Annotated in this window: 25 protein-coding genes, 1 pseudogene and 1 riboswitch; of the genes and pseudogenes, 11 read left to right on the forward strand and 15 right to left on the reverse strand. The window is 60.7% G+C overall.

The window, feature by feature from the left end; genetic code table 11:
- Positions 1-84: 84 nt before the first annotated feature.
- The 3 genes from ASE80_RS11420 to ASE80_RS11430 all read left to right on the forward strand — a co-directional run bounded on the left by ASE80_RS11420 (position 85) and on the right by ASE80_RS11430 (position 2,921).
- Positions 85-1,047, forward strand: a complete 963-nt coding sequence (locus tag ASE80_RS11420; protein ID WP_056859001.1) for a 2-hydroxyacid dehydrogenase — start codon at positions 85-87, stop codon at positions 1,045-1,047.
- 30 nt (positions 1,048-1,077) lie between these two features.
- Positions 1,078-2,076 carry a class I SAM-dependent methyltransferase gene (locus tag ASE80_RS11425; RefSeq protein ID WP_056859002.1) on the forward strand — a complete coding sequence of 333 codons (999 nt, stop codon included), beginning with the start codon at positions 1,078-1,080 and terminating at the stop codon, positions 2,074-2,076.
- A gap of 50 nt (positions 2,077-2,126) precedes the next feature.
- Positions 2,127-2,248: riboswitch (yybP-ykoY riboswitch) on the forward strand.
- Positions 2,249-2,336: 88 nt separating this feature from the next.
- Positions 2,337-2,921 carry a TMEM165/GDT1 family protein gene (locus tag ASE80_RS11430; protein WP_016974259.1) on the forward strand — a complete coding sequence of 195 codons (585 nt, stop codon included), beginning with the start codon at positions 2,337-2,339 and terminating at the stop codon, positions 2,919-2,921.
- A gap of 117 nt (positions 2,922-3,038) precedes the next feature.
- On the opposite strand, the gene ASE80_RS11435 is transcribed toward ASE80_RS11430, so the two are convergent.
- Positions 3,039-3,857 carry a M48 family metallopeptidase gene (locus ASE80_RS11435; protein ID WP_056859003.1) on the reverse strand — a complete coding sequence of 273 codons (819 nt, stop codon included), beginning with the start codon at positions 3,855-3,857 and terminating at the stop codon, positions 3,039-3,041.
- A gap of 1,313 nt (positions 3,858-5,170) precedes the next feature.
- On the opposite strand from ASE80_RS11435, the pseudogene ASE80_RS31795 reads away from it, so the two are divergent.
- Positions 5,171-5,365: pseudogene (locus tag ASE80_RS31795) on the forward strand (HAMP domain-containing protein); the annotation flags it as partial.
- Between the two features lie 114 nt (positions 5,366-5,479).
- Positions 5,480-6,223: a methyl-accepting chemotaxis protein gene (locus ASE80_RS31800; RefSeq protein ID WP_371919056.1), complete on the forward strand. Its 744-nt coding sequence runs from the start codon at positions 5,480-5,482 to the stop codon at positions 6,221-6,223.
- Positions 6,224-6,337: 114 nt separating this feature from the next.
- On the opposite strand, the gene ASE80_RS11445 is transcribed toward ASE80_RS31800, so the two are convergent.
- Genes ASE80_RS11445 through ASE80_RS11455 form a run of 3 tightly spaced genes read right to left on the reverse strand, consistent with a single transcriptional unit; the run spans position 6,338 to position 7,448 of the window.
- The gene (locus ASE80_RS11445) at positions 6,338-6,958 is read right to left on the reverse strand and encodes an SOS response-associated peptidase (protein ID WP_056859005.1); all 621 of its coding nucleotides are present in this window, start codon (positions 6,956-6,958) and stop codon (positions 6,338-6,340) included.
- A gap of 37 nt (positions 6,959-6,995) precedes the next feature.
- A complete protein-coding gene (locus tag ASE80_RS11450) occupies positions 6,996-7,256 on the reverse strand; it encodes a putative signal transducing protein (protein WP_017138212.1) in 261 nt (86 codons plus the stop codon).
- Positions 7,257-7,268: 12 nt separating this feature from the next.
- The gene (locus ASE80_RS11455) at positions 7,269-7,448 is read right to left on the reverse strand and encodes a CPXCG motif-containing cysteine-rich protein (RefSeq protein WP_056859006.1); all 180 of its coding nucleotides are present in this window, start codon (positions 7,446-7,448) and stop codon (positions 7,269-7,271) included.
- Between the two features lie 131 nt (positions 7,449-7,579).
- Here ASE80_RS11455 and ASE80_RS11460 point away from each other — a divergent pair, with 131 nt between their 5' ends.
- Entirely contained in the window at positions 7,580-8,743 is a 1,164-nt protein-coding gene (locus tag ASE80_RS11460) for a 1-acyl-sn-glycerol-3-phosphate acyltransferase (RefSeq protein ID WP_026013785.1), read from the forward strand.
- Between the two features lie 124 nt (positions 8,744-8,867).
- On the opposite strand, the gene ASE80_RS11465 is transcribed toward ASE80_RS11460, so the two are convergent.
- Positions 8,868-9,125, reverse strand: coding sequence for a hypothetical protein (locus tag ASE80_RS11465; RefSeq protein ID WP_056859007.1), 258 nt, complete (start codon positions 9,123-9,125; stop codon positions 8,868-8,870).
- A gap of 183 nt (positions 9,126-9,308) precedes the next feature.
- On the opposite strand from ASE80_RS11465, the gene ASE80_RS11470 reads away from it, so the two are divergent.
- Entirely contained in the window at positions 9,309-9,518 is a 210-nt protein-coding gene (locus tag ASE80_RS11470; RefSeq protein WP_056859008.1) for a hypothetical protein, read from the forward strand.
- Between the two features lie 72 nt (positions 9,519-9,590).
- Here ASE80_RS11470 and ASE80_RS11475 read toward each other — a convergent pair whose 3' ends face one another.
- Positions 9,591-10,175 (reverse strand): YajG family lipoprotein, encoded by a 585-nt coding sequence (locus ASE80_RS11475; RefSeq protein WP_056859009.1) that lies wholly within the window; start codon positions 10,173-10,175, stop codon positions 9,591-9,593.
- Between the two features lie 182 nt (positions 10,176-10,357).
- Here ASE80_RS11475 and ASE80_RS30055 point away from each other — a divergent pair, with 182 nt between their 5' ends.
- Together ASE80_RS30055 and mqo are read left to right on the forward strand one after the other, a co-directional pair.
- Positions 10,358-10,591, forward strand: coding sequence for a hypothetical protein (locus tag ASE80_RS30055; RefSeq protein ID WP_081321407.1), 234 nt, complete (start codon positions 10,358-10,360; stop codon positions 10,589-10,591).
- Between the two features lie 722 nt (positions 10,592-11,313).
- Entirely contained in the window at positions 11,314-12,822 is a 1,509-nt protein-coding gene (gene mqo, locus ASE80_RS11480; protein WP_056859010.1) for a malate dehydrogenase (quinone), read from the forward strand.
- 92 nt (positions 12,823-12,914) lie between these two features.
- On the opposite strand, the gene ASE80_RS11485 is transcribed toward mqo, so the two are convergent.
- From ASE80_RS11485 to ASE80_RS11500, 4 genes are all read right to left on the reverse strand, one after another.
- Positions 12,915-13,202, reverse strand: a complete 288-nt coding sequence (locus tag ASE80_RS11485) for a PA4642 family protein (RefSeq protein WP_056859011.1) — start codon at positions 13,200-13,202, stop codon at positions 12,915-12,917.
- Positions 13,203-13,391: 189 nt separating this feature from the next.
- Positions 13,392-13,877 carry a hypothetical protein gene (locus ASE80_RS11490; protein WP_056859012.1) on the reverse strand — a complete coding sequence of 162 codons (486 nt, stop codon included), beginning with the start codon at positions 13,875-13,877 and terminating at the stop codon, positions 13,392-13,394.
- Positions 13,878-13,913: 36 nt separating this feature from the next.
- A complete protein-coding gene (locus ASE80_RS11495) occupies positions 13,914-14,381 on the reverse strand; it encodes a WbuC family cupin fold metalloprotein (protein ID WP_056859013.1) in 468 nt (155 codons plus the stop codon).
- 3 nt (positions 14,382-14,384) lie between these two features.
- Positions 14,385-14,942, reverse strand: coding sequence for a hypoxanthine-guanine phosphoribosyltransferase (locus ASE80_RS11500; RefSeq protein ID WP_003216150.1), 558 nt, complete (start codon positions 14,940-14,942; stop codon positions 14,385-14,387).
- A gap of 164 nt (positions 14,943-15,106) precedes the next feature.
- Between ASE80_RS11500 and upp the strand changes: the two genes are divergently transcribed.
- Positions 15,107-15,745 (forward strand): uracil phosphoribosyltransferase, encoded by a 639-nt coding sequence (upp, locus tag ASE80_RS11505; RefSeq protein ID WP_024073483.1) that lies wholly within the window; start codon positions 15,107-15,109, stop codon positions 15,743-15,745.
- Between the two features lie 2 nt (positions 15,746-15,747).
- Positions 15,748-17,022 carry a uracil-xanthine permease family protein gene (locus ASE80_RS11510; RefSeq protein ID WP_017138224.1) on the forward strand — a complete coding sequence of 425 codons (1,275 nt, stop codon included), beginning with the start codon at positions 15,748-15,750 and terminating at the stop codon, positions 17,020-17,022.
- A gap of 68 nt (positions 17,023-17,090) precedes the next feature.
- Here ASE80_RS11510 and hisC read toward each other — a convergent pair whose 3' ends face one another.
- From hisC to ASE80_RS11535, 5 genes are all read right to left on the reverse strand, one after another.
- Positions 17,091-18,143, reverse strand: coding sequence for a histidinol-phosphate transaminase (gene hisC / locus ASE80_RS11515; protein ID WP_056859014.1), 1,053 nt, complete (start codon positions 18,141-18,143; stop codon positions 17,091-17,093).
- 3 nt (positions 18,144-18,146) lie between these two features.
- Positions 18,147-19,466, reverse strand: a complete 1,320-nt coding sequence (gene hisD / locus ASE80_RS11520) for a histidinol dehydrogenase (RefSeq protein ID WP_056859015.1) — start codon at positions 19,464-19,466, stop codon at positions 18,147-18,149.
- A 127-nt stretch (positions 19,467-19,593) separates the two neighbouring features.
- On the reverse strand, positions 19,594-20,229 hold the full coding sequence (gene hisG, locus ASE80_RS11525) for an ATP phosphoribosyltransferase (protein WP_003188599.1): 636 nt from the start codon (positions 20,227-20,229) through the stop codon (positions 19,594-19,596).
- A 143-nt stretch (positions 20,230-20,372) separates the two neighbouring features.
- Positions 20,373-21,638 (reverse strand): UDP-N-acetylglucosamine 1-carboxyvinyltransferase, encoded by a 1,266-nt coding sequence (gene murA / locus ASE80_RS11530; protein ID WP_017138227.1) that lies wholly within the window; start codon positions 21,636-21,638, stop codon positions 20,373-20,375.
- Positions 21,639-21,661: 23 nt separating this feature from the next.
- Complete coding sequence (locus ASE80_RS11535; protein ID WP_056859016.1) at positions 21,662-21,916, reverse strand: BolA family protein; 255 nt, start codon at positions 21,914-21,916, stop codon at positions 21,662-21,664.
- Between the last annotated feature and the right edge of the window lie 27 nt (positions 21,917-21,943).

Raw genomic sequence — 21,943 nt, forward strand, 5'->3', positions numbered from 1 at the left:
CACTCCATTAAGTAACTGATTATTTCATCTGATAGGCTCGGCAGATTACGCCTTCGAACCTCGTCGCAAAAGGTACAGTTGAGAATGAACAATCGCCGCGCCGTCTTCCTTGATCACCCGTCCCTGGACCTGGGCGACCTCGACCTCAGCGAGCTGCGCAACAGCTTCAGTGACTTGCAGTTGTTCACCGACACCACGCCGCAGAATGTGCTTGAACGCGTGCAAGGCGCCCAGGTGGTGATCAGTAACAAGATCCCCCTCAACGCGCAAACCCTGGCGGCCTGCCCTGAGCTCAAGCTGATCCTGGTGTCGGCCACCGGCACCAACAACGTCGACCTCGACGCCGCCCGCGCCCACGGCATTACCGTGAGCAATTGCCACGGCTACGGCACGCCGTCGGTGGCGCAGCACACGATTATGCTGCTGCTCAACCTGGCGACGCGTCTGAAGGACTATCAACAGGATGTGGCGGCAGGCAAATGGCAACAGGCCAAGCAGTTCTGCCTGCTGGACTATCCGATTGTCGAGCTGGAAGGCAAAACCCTCGGCCTGCTCGGCCATGGTGAACTGGGCGGCGCGGTGGCACGCCTGGCCGAAGCCTTTGGCATGCGCGTGGTGCTCGGCGCCATTCCCGGGCGCCCTGTCCGCGCCGACCGCGTGCCGCTGGATGAACTGCTCGCACAGGTCGACGCACTGACCCTGCACTGCCCGCTCAATGACCACACGCGCGACTTTATCGGCGCCCGCGAACTGGCGCTGCTCAAGCCGGGCGCGTTTATCGTCAACACGGCACGCGGCGGTTTAATCAACGAACAGGCGCTGGCAGATGCCTTGCGCAGCGGCCATTTGGGCGGCGCGGCCACCGACGTACTGAGCGTGGAACCGCCCGTGAATGGCAACCCGCTGCTGGCCGGCGACATTCCTCGCTTGATCGTCACCCCCCACAATGCCTGGGGCAGTCGCGAAGCGCGCCAGCGTATCGTCGGCCAACTGGCTGAAAACGCCCGAGGCTTTTTCAGCGGTGCCCCGCTGCGCGTCGTCAGTTGATAAACTGCGCCCCTTTTCAAGGAGCAGACTATGGATCCGCGCAGTGAAGTACTGCTTCGTCAGGCCGAACTTTTTCAAGGCAACCTGCTGCTGGTAGGTTTGCCTGCCGACGACTTGCTCGGCCGCCTGCCCAATGCCCACGGCTGGAGCTGGCATGCCGGCGACCAGGCCGCACTGGATGCGCGCTTTCCCGAGCGCAGCCAGTTCGGCGTGAACGTGCCCGAACGCGGGTTTGATGCGGCGGTGATTTTCCTTCCAAAATCCAAAGACCTCACCGACTACCTGCTCAACGCTGTGGCCGCACGCTTGCCCGGCGCCGAGCTGTTTCTGATCGGGGAAAAAAAGGGCGGCATCGAAAGCGCCGCCAAGCAGATGATCCCGTTCGGCAAGCCGCGCAAGCTCGACAACGCGCGGCACTGCCAACTGTGGCAAGTCACCGTGGCCAACGCCCCGCAAGCGGTCGAGCTGGAAAGCCTGGCGCACGTCTTCGAGGTGCCGCTGGCCGAAGGGCCGCTCAAGGTGGTGAGCCTCCCCGGCGTGTTCAGCCACGGCCGCCTGGATCGCGGCACCGAGCTGCTGCTGGAGCATCTGGATAAGCTGCCGAGCGGGCATCTGCTCGACTTTGGTTGCGGCGCCGGCGTGCTTGGGGCGGCGGTCAAACGCCGCTACCCGCATAACAGCGTGACGATGCTCGACGTGGACGCCTTCGCCGCCGCCAGCAGTCGCCTGACCCTGGCAGCCAATGGTCTGGAAGCCGAGGTGTTGACCGGTGATGGCATCGACGCCGCGCCGATGGGTTTGAACGCGATTTTGAGCAACCCGCCGTTCCATGTCGGCGTGCACACGGATTATTTCGCCACAGAGAACTTGCTGCGAAAAGCGGCGAAACACCTGGCAAAAGGTGGTGAACTTCGCCTGGTCGCCAACAGCTTCCTCAAGTACCAACCGCTGATCGAAGAGCACTTGGACGTGTGTGCAGTGAAGGCCGAAGGCAATGGTTTTCGCATTTATCGTGCCAAACGCGGCTGATGGCGATTTGAAAAAGAACGCTTGCCGAATGGATTTTGCCTAGGCAGAATCCGCTCCGTCCTAGGGGAGTAGTCTCCCACGAGCGCCATGCTCGTCCGGCATACGTCAACATACTTGGTCAACAGACCATGGCGTATGCGACCCAGGAGTCCGCACAGACGGACCGGGGTTTGACAAGACCTATGACACGCACACCTTACCCGGGGCGGGAAGGCTGTACGTGTCATAGCCGTGTCGACCCGCCCCTGGAAACCTACCTGATGCTGGATTCATTACTCGTTCCTACCGCAATCGTTGCCTTGGCCGAAATCGGCGACAAGACGCAACTGCTCGCGCTCATCCTTGCCGCACGCTTTCGCAAACCCTGGCCGATCATCGCCGGCATTGTCGCCGCGACCCTGGCCAACCATGCGGCCGCCGGTGCCGTGGGGGCCTGGTTCGGCAGTTTCTTCTCGGATGCGGTATTGCACTGGATCCTCGCAGCGAGCTTCTGTGCCACCGCGCTGTGGACTTTGGTGCCGGACAAACTCGACGATGACGAAGCCAGTACCACGCGCAAGTTCGGGCCGTTCCTGACCACACTGATTGCGTTCTTCCTCGCCGAAATCGGTGACAAGACCCAGATCGCCACGGTGATGCTGGCGGCGCAGTACCCGGAGTTGTGGCTGGTGATTATCGGCACCACGCTGGGCATGCTGATTGCCAACGTGCCGGTGGTATTGGCGGGGAATTTCGCGGCGGAAAAACTGCCGCTGACCTTGATTCGTCGACTGGCGGCTACGGCGTTTTTCGTGCTGGCGGTGGTGGCGGTGTACAAGGCCATGCAGAGCAGCGGCTGGATATAAACCCGATGTAAACCTGTGGGAGCTGGCTTGCCTGCGATGGCATCACCTCGGTACACCTTACAAACCGAGTCGCCTGCATCGCGGGCAAGCCCGGCTCCCACACTGGACCGCGTTAACTCAGGATTTTTTGGCCTGCTGGTAAAGCGGCATCACCTTCGGAATCGCCGCCTGCAACGAGGCGATTCGGCTGTCGGAAGCCGGGTGAGTGCTCATGAACTCCGGTGGCGCGCCTTCCGACGCCTTGGCCATCTTGTTCCACAAGGTGATCGCGGCATTCGGGTTGTAGCCGGCGCGGGCCGAAAGCTCGAGGCCGATCAGGTCGGCTTCGTTTTCATTGGCACGGCTGTTAGGCAAGGTCATACCGTAGTTGGCCACGGTATCGGCCAACGCCAGGCTGTCCTGACCCAGGCCGAACAACGCACCGGCGCCCTGCTTGGCCATCTGGATACCATAGGCCTTGGACATGGCCTCACGCCCGTGTTCACGCAAGGCGTGGGCGATTTCATGGCCCATCACGGCGGCCAGTTCGTCGTCGGTGAGCTTGAGCTTGTCGATCAACCCGCTGTACACGAAGATCTTGCCGCCAGGCCCGCAGTTGGCGTTCATCTCATCGCTTTTGATCAGGTTCACTTCCCACTTCCACTGCGCCGCATCCGGGCGGAAAGTCGGCGCCTGGGCGATCAGGCGGTTGGCGATGGCCTGCACGCGCTTGGCGTTGGCACTGGTCTTGTCGAGCATGCCCTTGCCGCTCGCCTCGCCCAGCGTCTGCTGGTAGGACTGGGCATACATCTGGTCGACTTCCTGGCTCGACAGCATGCTGAACATGTACTGCTTGCGCTCCACGCCAACGGCACCGCCGCTGGTGGTGTTAACCGACTGGCAACCTGCCAGCAGCATCGCTGCACTGAGTACGCTTACTGCCAATGACTTTTTCATGACGCTCTCCCTGAAACCTGGTGCGTATCCTAGGCGGTCATTTGTATCAACGCCAGATACACGCGACGTTTAACCACTAACTTTCAGATACATCCCACACCCCCACAGCGGCGGCGAATAGCTCGTTTGCGACATCTCGCACTATTTTGCCGGCCAAGCCTTAAGCCTCCAGAGTCCATGGCCGATACATAAAAGGCAGCCCACCTGCCCCTGCGCCTGGAGCCTCCATGAAATTCAAGTCGATTCAGTTTTCTGTCGCCGCATTGACCGGGGCCATCGTGCTGAGCGTGGTCGCGGTGCTGGTGCTCTATGCGGTGTTTGCCGGTGCCCGCACCCAGGAGCTGGTGCAGGAGCGCACCCAGGCGCAATTTGAGCAGATCATCGAGCAGCGTCTGACCGCCCTGGCGCAAACCCAGGCCACGCTGGTCCAGCGCGAACTGGAAGCACCGCTGGTGACCGCCAAAGGCCTGGCCACCGCCAACGCCCTGCTGGCGATGAAAGACGCCAAGGGCGAACCCGCGCTGCAGGTTGGCCGTGAGCAATTGATCAACCTGCTGCATGAAACCGTGGCGCGCAACCCGAAAATCCTCGGCGCCTACATCGGCTGGGAACCCAATGCCATCGACCATAACGACGCCGCCTACGTAAACACCCCAATTGTCGGCATGGCCGCCGACGGCCGTTTCCTGCCGTGGTGGTACCGCAACGCCGATGGCAGCCTGGGCCTGGATAAGCTCGCCGACGTCAACGACCAGAAAATCCTGTCCACCGGCGTGCGCGCCAGTGAGTACTACCTGTGCTCCAAAGAGAGCAAGAAACCCTGCGCCATCGACCCGGCGCCTTACAAGGTCGGGAATGCGATGGTGATGCTCGCCTCGTTTATCGAACCGATCATGGTCGACGGCACGTTCCAGGGCATCGTCGGCGCCGACCTGTCGGTGAACTTTATCCAGGACATGCTCACCCGCGCCGATCAGAACCTCTATAACGGCGCCGGCGAAATCGCGCTGATCTCCAGCAATGGCCGCCTGGTGGCCTACACCAAGGACGCCAGCAAGCTCGGCGAAAAAGCCAGCGACCTGCTCGACAGCAACGAACTGGCCAACCTCCGCCAGTTGAAAGTCGGCGAAGTGCGCTACGACATCGACAAGGAACACGGGCATATCGAACTGTTCCTGCCCTTCAACATCGGCCAGACCGAAGCGCGCTGGACCTTGATGCTGCAACTGCCGCTGAGCGCAGTGATGGCCGACTCGCAGAAGCTGCAAAGCGACCTGCAAGCCCAGCGCAAGACCGACACCTTCGGCATGGCCATGGTCGGCCTGTTGATCGCCGGTATCGGTTTGCTGGTGATCTGGCTGGTGGGCCATGGCATCGCCCGCCCGCTCAAGCAGATGGTGGCGATGCTTAACGATATCGCCCAGGGTGAAGGCGACCTCACCCGCCGCCTCACCAGTGATCGCGCCGATGAGCTGGGCGCGATTGCCAACGGCTTCAATACCTTCCTGATCAAGTTGCAGGGCATGATCACTCAGGTGGTGAGTTCGGTGCAGAAGGTCAGCGACTCATCGGAACACACCGCCGACATCGCGATTCGCACCAACCAGGGCGTGCATAAACAAATGGTCGAGATCGACCAGGTGGCCACCGCTGTGCACGAAATGACCGCCACTGCGCAAGACGTGGCACGCAACGCCACCCAGGCCGCGCAAGCTGCCAGCCACGCCGACCAGGCCGCGAGCCAGGGCATGCGCATTGTGCGCGAGACGTCCACGTCCATCGGCGCGCTGGCTGAAGAAATCGGCAAGGCCGTGGGCGTGGTGCAAACCCTGGCCAAGGACAGCGAAAACATCAACGCGATCCTCACGGCGATTCGCGGAATTGCCGAGCAGACCAATCTGCTGGCGCTCAACGCCGCCATTGAGGCGGCCCGTGCCGGCGAACAAGGCCGTGGTTTTGCGGTGGTGGCCGATGAGGTGCGCAACCTGGCGCAGAAAACCCAGAAGGCCACCGAAGAAATCCAGACCATGATCCAGCAGCTGCAACAAGGCACGCGGGATGTGGTGCGGGTGATGGAAGACAGCCAGAACCGTACCGACGAAAGCGTGCAGCACGCGGCGAAGGCGGCCCAAGCGCTGGAGACCATTACCCAGGCGGTGTCGGTGATCAACGACATGAACACGCAGATCGCCAGTGCGGCCGAAGAGCAGAGTGCGGTGGCCGAGGACATCAATCGCAATGTGATCAATATTGGCCAGGTGGCCAATGAGGTGGCGGGCGGTGCGGATGAGTCCAGTGCAGCGAGTGCGGATTTGACCAAGCTGGCTGAGCAGCAGCGGCGGTTGATCAATCAGTTCAAGGTTTAGCGATCTGCGGTGGTTTTGAGGCCGCCTTCGCGAGCAAGCCCGCTCCCACATTTGACGGTGTTCACAAATCAAAATGTGGGGGGCTTGCTCGCGAAGAGGCCAGCACATTCAACCTCAACCTGGGGTCAGACACTCCGGCCCATTGAGCTTGGGATCATTGACCATATTGGCCAACACCCGCTCGCGCAACGCGGCAGGCTCGCTGGCCAACAAGCCCTGCAACACGTGCAGCGGCGTCTCAGGATTGAGCCACGCCTCTTGCCCCGCCGCATCCAGAATCAACGGCCGCCGCTGGCTCTGCGCGGCCTGGGTCACCACCGCTGTACTCAGCCACACCTGCTCCTGCACCGGATAAGCCTCCCAGATTGCCGCAAAAAACAGCGTCGAGCCTTCGCCCGGCGTCAGCCAGTAGGGGCGTTTGCGCTGGGTGCCGCGCCATTCGTAGAAACCGTTGGCCGGCAGCAGGCAGCGGCGCTGGCGCAAGGCTTCGCGAAACATCGGTTGTTCGGCCAGGGTTTCGGCGCGCGCATGGGCTGGCGTGCGCGACAGGTCGGTGAGCCACGGTGGCGTGAGACCCCAGCGCGCACGGGCCAGGGTGCGCTGGCCTTCGCTCAGGCGCTGGATCAGCACCGAATCATTCGGGGAGATGTTCCACTGGGCCTGCTGATCGGCCGGGAAGCCCGGCAAGGCAGCAAAAGAAGGGTTCCAGCGAAACAGGGCATAACGTCCACACATGGGGCAACACGACTCTTGGGGTAAACCGACCGACAGCCTAACAGACCAACACGTCGGGGAAGCTGTCGGGTTCATCGCCGGGCATGGGTTGCGCGCCGTTATAGGCCGTAATCAATTCACGGGCGTAGGCGGCCTGGTCGTTATCCACTTCCAGCCCCAGCAGCCCGAAGATCGGCAATTCGCCAGTGCCACCCAGCAAATGGCGCCCCACCAGGTGCGCCTCGATGCCTTCGCTGGCAAGCATCTGCTGCAGCAGCTCGCCTTCCATCAGGTTTTCCGGTTCGTAGATTCGCTGCATGGGGTGTACCTGTTACTCGTTTTCGCTGCGCACGCTCAGCATCCATTCGTCCTCGTGCACCTGTAGCTCGAAAGTAATGGGCCGGCAGCACACCGGGCAATCCTCTATATATTGCTGATCACCTCCCGACAGGTCCAGCAACGCCGTGACCACCTCTCCACAATAAGGACATTCGTACGACTCCTCTTCCATCGCGGTCTCCCAGGTGACTTGTGCGTATAATCGCCGGTCTATTTACAGGGCTATTCACGGCAGCGCCAATATTGCGGCCGCACCCTGATATTTCCTTTACTTACCCTAGCCGTTTCTAACAAGAGAGCATGATGGGCGAATTCGATACCATCCGACCTTACAACGACAGCGAAGTCCCGGCCGTGCTGGCGCGTCTGTTCAGTGACAAGGCCTTTCTGGACATCCTGACTCACTTTCGCTTCCCGCGCTTTGCCGGCGCCCTGGGCTGGCTGCTCAAGCCGATGATCGCCCGCAAGCTGCGCCGTGAATTTGCCGGCGTCACCACCGTGGCCACGCTGCAGGACAAAGTCGAGTACTACGTCGATCACACCATAGATCGGGCCACCGACGGCGTGACCTATACCGGCGTCGAGCAGCTCAAGTCCGGCACCGCCTATCTGTTTCTGGCCAACCACCGCGATATCGTGATGGACCCGGCCTTCGTCAACTATGCCGTGTACCACGCCGGCCTGCCGACGCCACGCATCGCCATCGGCGACAACCTGCTGCAAAAGCCGTTTGTCAGCGACCTGATGCGCCTGAACAAGAGCTTCATCGTGCACCGCTCGATCACTGGGCGAAAGGAGAAGATGGCGGCGTATAACCTGCTGTCGGCCTATATCAACCATTCGATTCGCAACGACTGCCAGTCGATCTGGATCGCCCAGGCCGAAGGCCGCGCCAAGGATGGCGATGATCGCACCGAGTCGGCAATCCTCAAGATGTTCCACGTCAGCCGCAAGGACGAGCCGTTTGCCGAGGTGATCCAGTCGCTGAACCTGACACCGGTGTCGATCAGCTATGAATACGACCCGTGCGACAGCGCCAAGGCCCGCGAGCTGTACATCCGCGCCACCACCGGCACCTACAGCAAGGCGCCAGGTGAAGACGATGTGAGCATTGCGCTGGGCATTACCGGCTACAAGGGCCGTGTGCACGTTAACTTCGCCCCGCCGATCACCGAGCGTTTCGAAGACACCAAGCTGCTGGCCGTGGAAATGGACCGGCAGATTCTCGGCGGTTATCGCCTGTTCCCGGTGCACTACCTGGCGTATGCGCAGTGGAGCGACGCCGACCCGCAATTGCAGGTGCCGGCGGCAGCCGAGGTGTTCCCGGCCGATGAGTTGGCCAAGGCCAAGGCGGAGTGGGAGCGGCGTTTGAATGAGTGCCCGGTGGAACACCGACCGTACCTGGTGACGCAGTATGCGACGCCGGTGAGGAATCAATACCGGGTCAAGGCCGGGATTCCCCTCTAAACACCGAAGCAAAAAATGTGGGAGCGGGCTTGCCCGCGATAGCGGCGTGTCAGAACCGAATTTATCGACTGACACACTGCTATCGCGGGCAAGCCCGCTCCCACATTTTGGTTTTTCGGTGGTTTTAGAGGCGGGTGCTGAGCCAGGACACGGCCAGCGCCAGGCCGAGGCAGGCAAACCCGACGCGGTAAGCCAGGCGATGCGACCGTTCGGTACGCACATCCAGAAACAACATCGGTTGGTCGATCGCGCGGTCTTCGCTTTGGGCGGTCAGGTCGGCCAGCGCTCGCTGCTCGCGCAGGCGGGTAATGAACAGCAGCGCTGCACCCAAGCAGGCCACCAATAAAGCCACAGCATTGATCAACAGTGCGGGCAGCGCCATCGCAAACCTCGGTAGACGAGTGTCCTGGTATCAATTCAGATACAAACCTGAATGATATTGGCCTCCTGCCGCTGAAACGTTCCGTCCCCCATGTACGGCTAATGTATCCAGTAATTTACAGCGTCACCTGAACGTCACCTTAAMAAGCCACTCTGTTGCCCTTCGAACGCTTGGGAGCTTGTCATGCTGCACGCACAAAACCAGGATCGGCTGTACCTGATGGCCCAGAACGATGAGCAGGAAGCGCTGGTCGGCGGCCTTGCATTCAACGTCCAGGACCGCCACTGGCTGGTGTATTGCGCCCTCGGCGGGCACCAGCATGCCGACCTGCCGGAGCTGGACCTGCTCACAGGCGTGAGTGTGCTGGACTTTTATGTCGAAACGGCTGCATGAAGGCTACAGGCATAAAAAAACCGGGCTCATTGCTGAGCCCGGTGATCGGGGCGTTGCGCGCCCGCCTGACGCTTACTGCGCGTTGAGCAGCGAACCGATGCTCGGGTCTTTGAACAAGCGCGTCAGGGCGTCGCTCAACACGTCGCTGACCAGCTTGGTGTTGGTTTCCTGGTTCGGCGACATACCGAAGCGCTGGTTCAGGGACGCGCCGTAGCGGCCACTGTAGCGGCGTGTACCGGCGCTGACGTCGGACTTGAAGGTCGCGCCGATGGAGGCTTCCGTCACATACAGGCCTTCTTTGGGCGACTGGTACTTGAGCTCAGCCAGGGTGACGGTCAACTGCGGCGCGCCCGGCGAGTTGGCCGGGGTAAAGCCCAGCAGGCGCACGGCGGCTTCAGCCTGGGCTTGCAGCTTGGGCAGCACGTCCTGGCCCTGGACTGAAATCAGCGCAGTCTCAGGGTACAGGCCACCACGGGAACCCAGGGTGGGCGAAGGACGACCATCTACCACACGCACCGACACCGGCTGGCCATGGCCGACAGGCGCCAGTTGCGCCGTGACTTTAGGTTGCGGGCTGAGTTGTTGCGGGCTGTTGGCGCAGCCAACCAGGGTCAAACTGGTCACAGTGATCAAACCGAACAGCAGGCGTTGCAACATACTCATTTCTCCAGGACTGGGTGCAAACAGGCCGCCAGTATAACGGCGCATGTGGGCCACTCACCAGCCATCCTGAACGGCAGCTGAAGGCGGGCTGAAATTACAATTTCGCATAATTTCGTCACTCCACTGTCATGGCACACTGGCAACCTTCGAGCATGTAACGTAACAGGTACAAAGCCATGCGCCTTCTTAAATCATTGTTCATGTCCCACCCCCGCCATCGCCACTACGCACGGCTCGATGCCAACGGCCATTGCGTGGCGTTCAAGCAGTGCAGCCTGCCACCCGTGGGCGATGGCTGGGTGGAAGTCTCGGAGACTCACCTGGGCTGGATGCACCGTCCACTGCCGATGAGTGCCCGAATCAGCCCGCAGGTTGCTCACAGGCATTCGCGGCACGCACTGGCTTCCTGAACAGCCCTAATAAAAGTCACAAAACACGCCCATTTCCCCGACGTTCTTCGCTACAATCTCCCCCCGATTATAAGGACGTCTCCTGATCGGGCCCCGCAGCACCGTTAATGCCTCGGTATTAACCCCCCAATCGCCCACAGAGAGCCGCCCACACAGATCGAGTGAAGCTGGCGCGCTTGCTGATTTCTTTGCAAACCACCCCTCTTTGCCGAATCTGCCAGAGCTGCCATTGCGCTCGGCCACTTGAGTTGTTTGCCCGTCTTGCCGCGTGTCGGCAGGGGTTTACGGGCCAGGTGCCAGGCTGGGGCAGCCCTTTTTTGAGGTTCACGTCTTCAAAAGAGCGTGAAAAAACGGGTTTTCACAACTTCACAAGAGTGTGGCGAGCAAATGAATAGTTTGGCGTTTGTACAAGCACCATCAGCGTCTGGAACAGCCCAACCACACAGGACCGAGTACTCCTCAAACACCGGAGCTTGAGCCTGTCCGCTACGGATTGGTTGCACGAATCGCACGCTTTGACCATAAGTCGAATTGCCACAGGCGCCCATGAATGCGTTCATAGGCAGATTAGCCGGCAGGAAGCGTGTGCTGAAGTTGCAAAGAATTGCGAAACGGACATGGCGATCCTGGCCATGGGTAACCTGGGGCAACACGTGAACCGCCCCGTCACTCCTGGCAGCCATGCCGTCAATTTGGTGCTGCAGATTTTGGAGACGCGTTAAATGGCGCATAACGAAGCAGTCGACGTAGTACTGGTAGGGGCCGGCATCATGAGTGCCACCCTGGCCGTATTGCTCAAAGAGCTCGACCCCGGCCTCAAGCTGGAAGTCGTTGAGCTGATGGATTCGGGTGCCGCGGAGAGTTCCAACCCGTGGAACAACGCCGGCACCGGCCACGCCGGGCTGTGTGAGCTGAACTACACGCCGCAGGCCGGCGACGGCTCCATCGACATCAAGAAAGCCGTGCACATCAACACCCAGTTCGAGGTATCGAAGCAGTTCTGGGCGTACCTGACCAAAAAGGGCACCTTTGGCTCGTCCAAGTCCTTTATCAGCCCGGTGCCGCACCTGAGCTTCGTGCAAGGCGACAAAGGCGTGTCCTTCCTCAAGAAGCGCTTTGAAACCCTCAGCCAGCACCATGCGTTCTCGGACATGCATTACACCGAAGACCGCAATGAGATGGCCGAGTGGATGCCGCTGATGATGCCGGGCCGCCCGCTCGACGAAAAAATCGCGGCCACCCGCGTGATGAACGGCACCGACGTCAATTTCGGCGCCCTGACCAACCAACTGCTGTCGCACCTGACCAGCGCACCCGATGCCCAGGTCAAGTACAGCAAGCGCGTTACCGGCCTCAAGCGCAATGGCGCGGGCTGGACCGTGAGCATCAAGGACGTCAACAGCGGCAACAGCCGCGAAGTCGACGCCAAGTTCGTCTTCCTGGGCGCCGGTGGCGCGGCCCTGCCGCTGCTGCAAGCTTCGGGCATCGAAGAGAGTAAAGGCTTCGGCGGCTTCCCGGTCAGTGGCCAGTGGCTGCGTTGCGACAACCCGGAAGTGGTCAAGCACCACCAGGCCAAGGTTTACAGCCAGGCCGCCGTGGGCTCGCCGCCGATGTCGGTGCCGCACCTGGACACCCGCGTGGTCGACGGCAAGAAATCCCTGCTGTTCGGGCCATACGCCGGCTTTACCACCAAGTTCCTCAAGCACGGCTCGTTCCTCGACCTGCCGCTGTCGGTTCGCGCCGGCAACATCGGCCCGATGCTGGCAGTCGCTCGCGACAACATGGACCTGACCAAGTACCTGGTCAGCGAAGTGATGCAGTCCATGGAGCAGCGCCTGGAATCCCTGCGCCGCTTCTATCCTGAAGCCAAAGCCGAAGACTGGCGCCTGGAAGTGGCCGGCCAACGGGTACAGATCATCAAGAAAGACCCGAAAAAAGGCGGCGTGCTGCAATTTGGCACCGAGCTGGTCGCGGCCAAAGACGGCTCGCTGGCAGCCCTGCTGGGCGCATCCCCAGGTGCTTCGGTGACGGTTTCGATCATGCTGGAACTGATCGAGCGCTGCTTCCCGGCCAAGGCTGCCGGAGAGTGGGCGGCCAAGCTGCACGAGATCTTCCCGGCGCGGGAAAAAGTGCTGGAGACGGATGCTGAGCTGTATCGCAAGATCAATGCGCAGAACAACATCAGCCTGGAGCTGGTTGAGCAAAGCAACGAGGCTGAGAGCTACGCTTGAGGTCGTGACGCGCAGCGTCAGTGGAGGCATTCCCACGCGGTGCGTGGGAACGATCAAACGCCCCTCGGGGCGTTTTTTTGTGGCTCGAATAATCAGCCGCGAGCGTTTTCGATCAGCTCGATGTACTCAGGTGCGTTGCGCTGGTCCTTGATAATCTCGACGAAGGTCTGGCCATGCTCATCCTTGCCGTCCAGGTCCAGGCCTGCTTCCTTGAAAAAGCCCAGGAAGCGCTCGAAGTCGTGGATACGCAGGCCACGGTAAGCCTTGATCAGCTTGTGCAGGGACGGTGAGGTCGCGTCGACCGGCTCGAAGTCCAGGAACAACTTGATCTGGTCGTCGCCGATCTCGTCACCAATCACCTGTTTCTTATCTTTACGCATTACCGACTCCAGCCTGCAGACATTACACGGGAGAGGAAGTCTACCTGCCAGACACCACCTTCGAAAACAACCAAACACACATGTGGGAGCTGGCTTGCCTGCGATGGCGGTGCATCAGTGATAGTTGGGCCAACTGACCCGCCGCCATCGAAGGCAAGCCAGCTCCCACATTGACTGCATTCGGCTTAATTACTTTGCGCGAACGGCCCCTGTGTGCAAATCCGCCCAGATATGCCCATTGGCATAACTGAGGAACTGTACATACACCGTGTCATTGCGCAGCAGGTCGACAATCACTCGATATTGCGCCATCGGGTAAGAAAGGGTCAGGGTCTTGCTGGCGTCATCAAACAGCGGCTTTTTCAGGCTTTTGCTTTCGGCGTCGAAATTGAGCACTACCTGGGCGATGGTCGCGCCTTTGTTCAAGGATTTACCCTTGAGGCGGATCATCAACGGCGAAGTCACTGGAATCGGCTGTTGCGTTGATTGCCGCTGGTTACCCACCACCACTGCATATTCGGTAACTTGCAGCAGTTGCTGCTGGTCGGGCGTTTGCGCGCGCAGGGTGAGGTCATCCGGCGGCAGGAACTGGCTGTGCATCGGCGCGGGCGCGGCAGCCAGTGGCAAACTGAGAGTCAACGCCAGGGCGGCGCAGGTGCGTGTCAACAGGCTCATGGGCCGCTCCGTAGAAAGATAGCCGAGCACTGTAGCTCAATCGAACTGGGCGAGCATCCAGCGTTGATACTCGGCCACACCGGCATCGCCTTCGCGGGGCGCCCAGTCGGGTGACTCGCCCTCGCCTATCGGTCGATACGGCCCGGCCTTGCATTCAAACATCACGCTATCGGGTTCCAGCACCACCAGGCCATGAAACACGCCTGGCGGCAGATCGACGCCTGCGCACTCGCCGCCCGCCTGCAAAATGCGCTTGGCAATCACCTCGCCGGTGTCGCTGAACACCAGGATGCCGAGGCTGCCCTTGAGCACCAGCAAGGTTTCCGCCTTGTCGGCACTCAGGTGACGATGCGGCGGCACATAGGTGTCGGGTTGCAGGCCGACGGCCAGGCGATGGCAGGGCTCTTCCATCTGATGCAAGTTGTGATGGTGCCGGCCACGAGGGCTGGCGGCCGCTTTCTCGGCCAATTGCGCGAACAACGTCTGGTCAAGAAAGCGCACCATGGTTTACATCCCTTTAACCGCGTAGATGCCATTGGCGTTACGCCAGTAGCCTTTGTAGTCCATACCGTAGCCGAAAATGTAACGGTCGATGCACGGCAGACCGACGTAATCGGCTTTGAGGTCCGGGCGGGCCTTGCGGTCGTGGTCTTTGTCGATCAATACGGCGGTGTGCACTTTGCGCGCACCGGCGTGTTTGCAGAAGTCGATGATCGCGCCCAGGGTGTGACCTTCATCGAGGATGTCGTCGATGATCAGCACGTCGCGGTCGATGAACGACACTTCCGGCTTGGCTTTCCAGAACAGGTCGCCGCCGCTGGTCTCGTTGCGATAACGGGTGGCATGCAGGTACGAGGCTTCCAGCGGGAATTGCAGATGAGTCAGCAATTTGCCGGCGAAAATCAGGCCGCCATTCATCACGCAGAAGACCACCGGGTTGGTGTCGGCCATTTCGCGGCTGATGTGTGCGCCGACCTTGGCGATCGCTTCTTCGACTTGCGCTTCGGTGTACAGGCAGTCAGCCTCGCGCATGATTTGACGGATATGCTCGAGATCAGCGGACATGGCGCTCTCCAAGGGGGTGCTGTGGCAAGAAAAGCGGGCAAAGGTACGCATGTGAGGCGCAACGATCAAGCCTTAATGGACTAACGTACTAGATGTCTATAGGACAACACCCTCGGATAGATTAATCTAGGCCGGTTTTTTTGCCCGCCGCCGGAGCCTTTCCCATGCCCACTCGCGAGATCCGCCACCCGCTGATCCGACACAAACTCGGCCTTATGCGCCGTGCCGACATTAGCACGAAGAATTTCCGTGAGCTTGCTCAGGAAGTCGGAGCGCTGCTGACTTATGAAGCGACCAAGGATTTGCCGCTTGAAAGCTACGAGATCCCCGGTTGGGCCGGTCCCGTACAAGTGGAGAAAATCGCCGGTAAGAAAATCACCGTAGTGCCTATCCTGCGCGCCGGTATCGGCATGCTCGAAGGCGTGCTCAGCCTGATCCCGGGTGCCAAAGTCAGCGCCGTGGGCGTGGCCCGCAATGAAGAAACCTTGCAGGCGCACACCTACCTGGAAAAACTCGTCCCGGAAATCAACGAACGCCTGGCAATGATCATCGACCCGATGCTCGCGACCGGCAGTTCCATGGTTGCCACCATCGACCTGCTGAAAAAAGCCGGTTGCAAGGACATCCGCGCCATGGTGCTGGTGGCTGCGCCCGAAGGCATCGCTGCCGTCGAAAAGGCTCACCCGGACGTGCAGATCTACACCGCCTCCATCGACGAGCGCTTGAACGAACACGGCTACATCATCCCAGGCCTGGGCGATGCCGGTGACAAGATCTTCGGCACCAAGCAGAAGGACGCGTGAGCATGCAGGATGAATTCAACGACCCGCTTTGGCGCCAGATCCTGTCTGGCGCACAAATGCTGTTTGTAGCATTTGGCGCGCTGGTGTTGATGCCACTGATCACAGGTCTTGATCCAAACGTCGCACTGTTTACCGCAGGCCTGGGCACGTTGCTGTTCCAGGTGGTGACAGGGCGGCAGGTGCCGGTATTCCTGGCATCGAGCTTTGCGTTTATCACCCCGATCATTCTCGCCAAGGGCCAGTTCGGCCTCGCGGCGACGATGGGCGGAGTGATGGCGGCCGGTTTCGTTTATACCTTCCTGGGCCTGGCTGTTAAGGTCAAAGGCACGGGCTTCATCGACCGCCTGCTGCCGCCGGTGGTGATTGGCCCGGTGATCATCTCGATTGGCCTGGCCATGGCGCCGATTGCCGCCAACATGGCGATGGGCAAAGCCGGTGATGGCAGCGAGCTGATCCATTACCAGACGGCGATGCTGATTTCGATGCCGGCACTGCTGACCACCCTGATCGTCGCGGTATTCGGCAAAGGCATTTTCCGCCTGGTGCCGATTATCTCCGGCGTGCTGGTCGGCTTTGCCATGTCGTTCTACTTTGGTGTGGTCGACACCGCGAAAATCGCCGCAGCGCCGTGGTTCGCCCTGCCCCACTTCACCGCGCCGGAGTTCAACTGGCAGGCGATTCTGTTTATCGTCCCGGTGGCCCTGGCCCCGGCGATCGAACATATCGGCGGTGTGATTGCGGTGGGCAGCGTGACCGGTCGCGATTACCTGAAAAAGCCCGGCCTGCACCGCACCTTGCTGGGTGACGGGATTGCCACCACCGCTGCCGGCCTGTTCGGCGGCCCGCCAAACACCACCTACGCCGAAGTGACGGGCGCAGTGATGCTGACCAAGAACTACAACCCGAAAATCATGACCTGGGCGGCCGTGTTTGCCATCAGCCTGGCGTTTATCGGCAAGTTCGGCGCGTTGCTGCAAAGCATCCCGGTACCGGTGATGGGCGGGATTCTGTGCCTGCTGTTCGGCTCGATTGCGGCGGTGGGCATGAACACGCTGATTCGCCACAAGATCGACCTGGGCGAGGCGCGCAATCTGGTGATTGTGTCGGTGACCCTGGTGTTCGGGATTGGCGGTGTGCTGGTTGGCACCGGCACTGGCCCGGATGACTTCGGCCTCAAGGGCATCGCCCTGTGTGCGGTGGTAGCGATTGGTTTGAACCTGCTGCTGCCAGGCAATGATGGCTGGAAGAACAAGAAGCCGGATGAGCCGTTGATCTAACTGGCTCAACGCAAAACAAGTGTGGGAGCTGGCTGCCAGCTCCCACATTTTTTTATCTTCAGTGTGGCTTAGAGCTCGCCAAGGCCATCGATCAGCGCCTGGTTCTGCTCCGGCGTACCGATGCTGATCCGCAGGAACTGGGCAATCCGCTCCTGCTTGAAGTGCCGCACAATCACCCCTTGCTCACGCAGCTTTGCGGCCAAACCCGCGGCGTCGTGCCGTGGGTGACGGGCAAAGATGAAGTTGGCCGCAGAAGGCAACACTTCAAAACCCTTGCCCTCCAATTGCGCGACCACCGTGTTGCGGCTGTCGATCACCTGCTTGCAGGTCTTCTCGAAATATTCACGGTCCTCAAACGCCGCCGCCGCCCCGACAATCGCCAGGCGATCCAGCGGGTAGGAGTTGAAGCTGTTCTTGACTCGCTCCAGCGCTTCGATCAGGTCCGGGTGGCCCACGGCCAGGCCCACACGCAAACCGGCCAGTGAGCGCGATTTGGACAGGGTCTGGGTCACCAGCAGGTTCGGGTAGCGATCCACCAGGCTGATGGCGGTTTCGCCGCCGAAGTCGATATAGGCTTCATCCACCACCACCACCGAATCCGGGCTGGCCTTGAGGATCTGCTCTACCGCGTCCAGCGCCATTACGCAGCCAGTCGGCGCGTTCGGGTTGGGGAAGATGATCCCGCCGTTGGGCTTGGCGTAGTCGGCCACGCGGATCTGGAATTGCTCGTCCAGCGGCACCGGGGCGGACTTGATGCCGTAAAGTCCGCAGTACACCGGGTAGAAGCTGTAGCTGATGTCCGGGAACAGCAGTGGCAAATCGTGCTGGAACAAACCGTGAAAGATGTGCGCCAGCACTTCGTCGGAGCCGTTGCCGAGGAACACTTTGCCGGCGTCAACGCCGTAGTACTTGGCCACGGCCTGCTTGAGCAGGTCGCTGTTGGGGTCGGGGTACAAACGCAGGTTGTCGTTCAACTCGGCCTGCATCGCCGCCAGCGCCTTGGGCGATGGGCCGTAGGGGTTTTCATTGGTGTTGAGCTTGACCAGTTTGGTCAGCTTCGGTTGTTCGCCGGGTACGTAAGGCACGAGGTCCTTGACGAAGGGGCTCCAGAATTTGCTCATGCCTCATTTCCCCTCTTCAAGGATGCGATATTCGGCGCTACGCGCGTGGGCGCTCAGCGATTCACCACGGGCCAGCACCGAGGCAGTCTTGCCCAGTTCGGAGGCGCCTTGTGGCGAGCAGAAGATAATCGACGAGCGCTTCTGGAAGTCATACACCCCCAGCGGCGAGGAGAACCGCGCGGTGCCGGACGTCGGCAGCACGTGGTTGGGGCCGGCGCAGTAGTCGCCCAGGGCTTCGCTGGTGTGGCGACCCATGAAGATCGCACCGGCGTGGCGGATCGATGGCAGCCAGGCCTGCGGGTCGGCTACAGATAATTCCAAGTGCTCCGGCGCAATGCGGTTGGCCACTTCGATGGCCTGTTCCATGTCACGCACCAGAATCAGCGCACCACGGCCATTGATCGACTTCTCGATGATCTCGGCGCGGTCCATGGTCGGCAGCAGCGTATTGATGCTGGCGGCGACCTTGTCGAGGAACTCGGCGTCCGGGCTGACCAGAATCGCCTGGGCGTCTTCGTCATGCTCGGCCTGGGAAAACAGGTCCATGGCGATCCAGTCCGGGTCGGTCTGGCCGTCGCACACCACGAGGATTTCCGAAGGGCCGGCGATCATGTCGATACCGACCTGGCCAAACACGTGGCGCTTGGCGGTGGCGACATAGATGTTGCCTGGGCCAACCACCTTGTCGACCTTCGGCACGCTTTCGGTACCGTAGGCCAGGGCTGCAACGGCTTGCGCACCCCCAATGGTGAACACACGGTCGACGCCGGCGATGCAGGCAGCGGCCAGCACCAGCTCGTTGATTTCACCACGCGGGGTCGGCACCACCATGACCACTTCGGTCACGCCCGCCACTTTGGCCGGGATCGCGTTCATCAGCACCGATGAAGGGTACGAGGCCTTGCCGCCGGGCACGTACAGACCGGCGCGGTCCAGCGGCGTGACCTTTTGGCCCAACACGGTGCCGTCGGCTTCGGTGTAGCTCCAGGAATCCTGTTTCTGTTTTTCGTGGTAGCTGCGCACCCGCGCCGCCGCCACTTCCAGGGCTTGGCGCTGGGGTGCAGTGATGCGTGTCAGCGCCAGCTCCAGGCGTTCACGGGGCAGGATCAGGTCAGCCATGGACTTCACGTCCAGGCCGTCGAACTGACGGGTGAAATCCACCAGCGCCGCATCACCGCGCTCACGCACGGCCTTGATAATGTCGAGCACTCGCTGGTTGACCGAGTCGTCAGACACGCTTTCCCAGCTCAGCAGATGATCCAGATGATGGGCGAAATCCGGGTCGGCAGCGTTGAGTCGGGCAATTGCAGTGGACGTGGTCATAGCGAGGGCCTCAATAGAATTGGCAAAAACTCAGGCGCCCTAAACTAGCAGTCATTTCCGCTTGGGCACCTGAGAATTCTGGCTATGAGGCGGATAGACGGGCGCGGCCTAAGGCCGCGCGGGTGAGTCAACCGCGGTGTCGAGACTCCACTGCCTTGCGCAGGGTGTCGATCAACGCCTGGATACGGGCGTGCTGCATTTTCATGGAAGCTTTGTTGACGATCAGGCGGGAGCTGATGTCAGCAATGAAATCCTGGGGTTCGAGGCCGTTGGCACGCAGGGTGTTGCCGGTGTCGACCACATCGATGATCTTGTCGGCCAGGCCGATCAGCGGCGCCAGCTCCATCGAGCCGTAGAGCTTGATGATGTCGACCTGACGGCCTTGCTCGGCGTAGTAGCGCTTGGCGACGTTGACGAACTTGGTGGCCACGCGCAGGCGGCCTTTGGGCTCAACATCACCGACACGGCCGGCGGTCATCAGCTTGCACAGCGCAATACGCAGGTCCAACGGCTCGTACAGGCCCTGACCACCGTATTCCATCAGCACGTCTTTACCGGCCACACCGAGGTCGGCGGCGCCATGTTCAACGTAGGTCGGCACGTCGGTAGCCCGTACGATCAGCAGGCGTACATCGTCCTGGGTCGTGGGGATGATCAGCTTGCGGCTCTTGTCCGGATTCTCGGTCGGCACGATGCCCGCTTCAGCCAGAAGCGGCAAAGTGTCGTCAAGGATGCGGCCCTTGGACAGTGCGATGGTCAACATGGGAAACGTCAGTCCTTCATCAGGCTATTGCTGTCCGGTCGCAAACGGCGCCAGACACAGATCGAGGCCATTACAGCCTCGATTTGAAACAAATTCAGCTAACAGCAAACACAGCCCAGTGGCGGTGTTTGCTGCTTCAGGAACTAGCCCGGTACGCGGCGGATTTTAGCGCCGAGCATCTGCAGTTTTTCTTCGATGCACTCGTAACCACGGTCGATGTGGTAAATGCGGTCGATCAGGGTGTCGCCGTCCGCGCACAGCGCCGAAATCACCAGGCTGGCCGAGGCACGCAGGTCGGTCGCCATCACTGGCGCGCCCTTGAGCTTGTCGATGCCGGTAACGATGGCGGTGTTGCCTTCGACCTGGATCTTGGCGCCCATGCGGTGCAGTTCATACACGTGCATGAAGCGGTTTTCGAAGATGGTCTCGATCACGGCGCCTGTGCCTTCGGCAATCGCGTTCAAGGAAATGAACTGCGCCTGCATGTCGGTCGGGAACGCCGGGTAAGGAGCCGTACGCACGTTTACGGCTTTTGGCCGCTTGCCGTGCATGTTCAGCTCGATCCAGTCTTCACCGGTAGTGATTTCAGCACCGGCTTCCTTGAGTTTTTCCAGCACGGCTTCCAGGATGGTCGGATCGGTGTCCTTGACCTTGACGCGGCCACCGGTAACGGCGGCGGCAACCAGGTAGGTGCCGGTCTCGATACGGTCCGGCATCACTTTGTAGGTGGCCGAGTGCAGGCGCTTCACACCGTCGATAGTGATGGTGTCAGTGCCGGCGCCGGTGATGTTGGCACCCATGGCGATCAGGAAGTTGGCCAGGTCGACCACTTCCGGCTCGCGCGCAGCGTTTTGCAGCACGCTGCGACCGTTCGCCAGGGCGGCGGCCATCATGATGTTCTCGGTACCGGTGACGCTGACGGTATCAAAGAAGAAGTTGGCACCGCGCAAACCGCCTTCCGGCGCCTTGGCCTTGATATAGCCACCTTCTACGTCGATGACCGCGCCCATGGCTTCAAGGCCACGGATGTGCAGGTCGACAGGGCGCGAGCCAATCGCGCAACCGCCAGGCAGTGCGACTTCAGCTTCGCCGAAACGGGCAACCATCGGGCCCAGCACCAGGATCGAGGCACGCATGGTTTTCACCAGTTCGTACGGAGCGATCAGGGTCTTGATGGTGCGCGGGTCGATTTCGACAGACAGCTTCTCGTCGATCACCGGCTCAATACCCATGCGACCGAACAGCTCGATCATGGTGGTGATGTCGTGCAGGTGCGGCAGGTTGGCCACGGTTACCGGGCCATCGCACAGCAGGGTCGCTGCCAGGATCGGCAAGGCGGAGTTTTTTGCACCGGAAATGCGGATCTCGCCATCAAGGCGGGCACCACCGGTAATAATCAATTTATCCATAAGAATCTCGACGCCTTGGGGGCTCAGGGGCGCTCGGCCCAGGCCGCGCGGCTGAAAAATTTCATAGTGACCGCATGGATGCTGCCATCGGTGATCCACGGGTTCAAATGGGCATAGATCTGCTGTTGACGCTTGACCGGGCTCAATGCCGCCAGTTCATCGCTAATCACGTTCAGCTGGAAATTGCAGCCTTCGCCTTCAACTTCTACCTGCACTTGTGAAGAAAGGCTTTCGGGCAGCTTTTCTTCAAGGAAGCTCTTAACTTCGTAGGCCTGCATGCTCAACCTCTATCGGCGCCCAGTGCG

The sequence above is a fragment of the Pseudomonas sp. Leaf15 genome (genome assembly GCF_001421425.1).
GTDB lineage: Bacteria > Pseudomonadota > Gammaproteobacteria > Pseudomonadales > Pseudomonadaceae > Aquipseudomonas > Aquipseudomonas salomonii.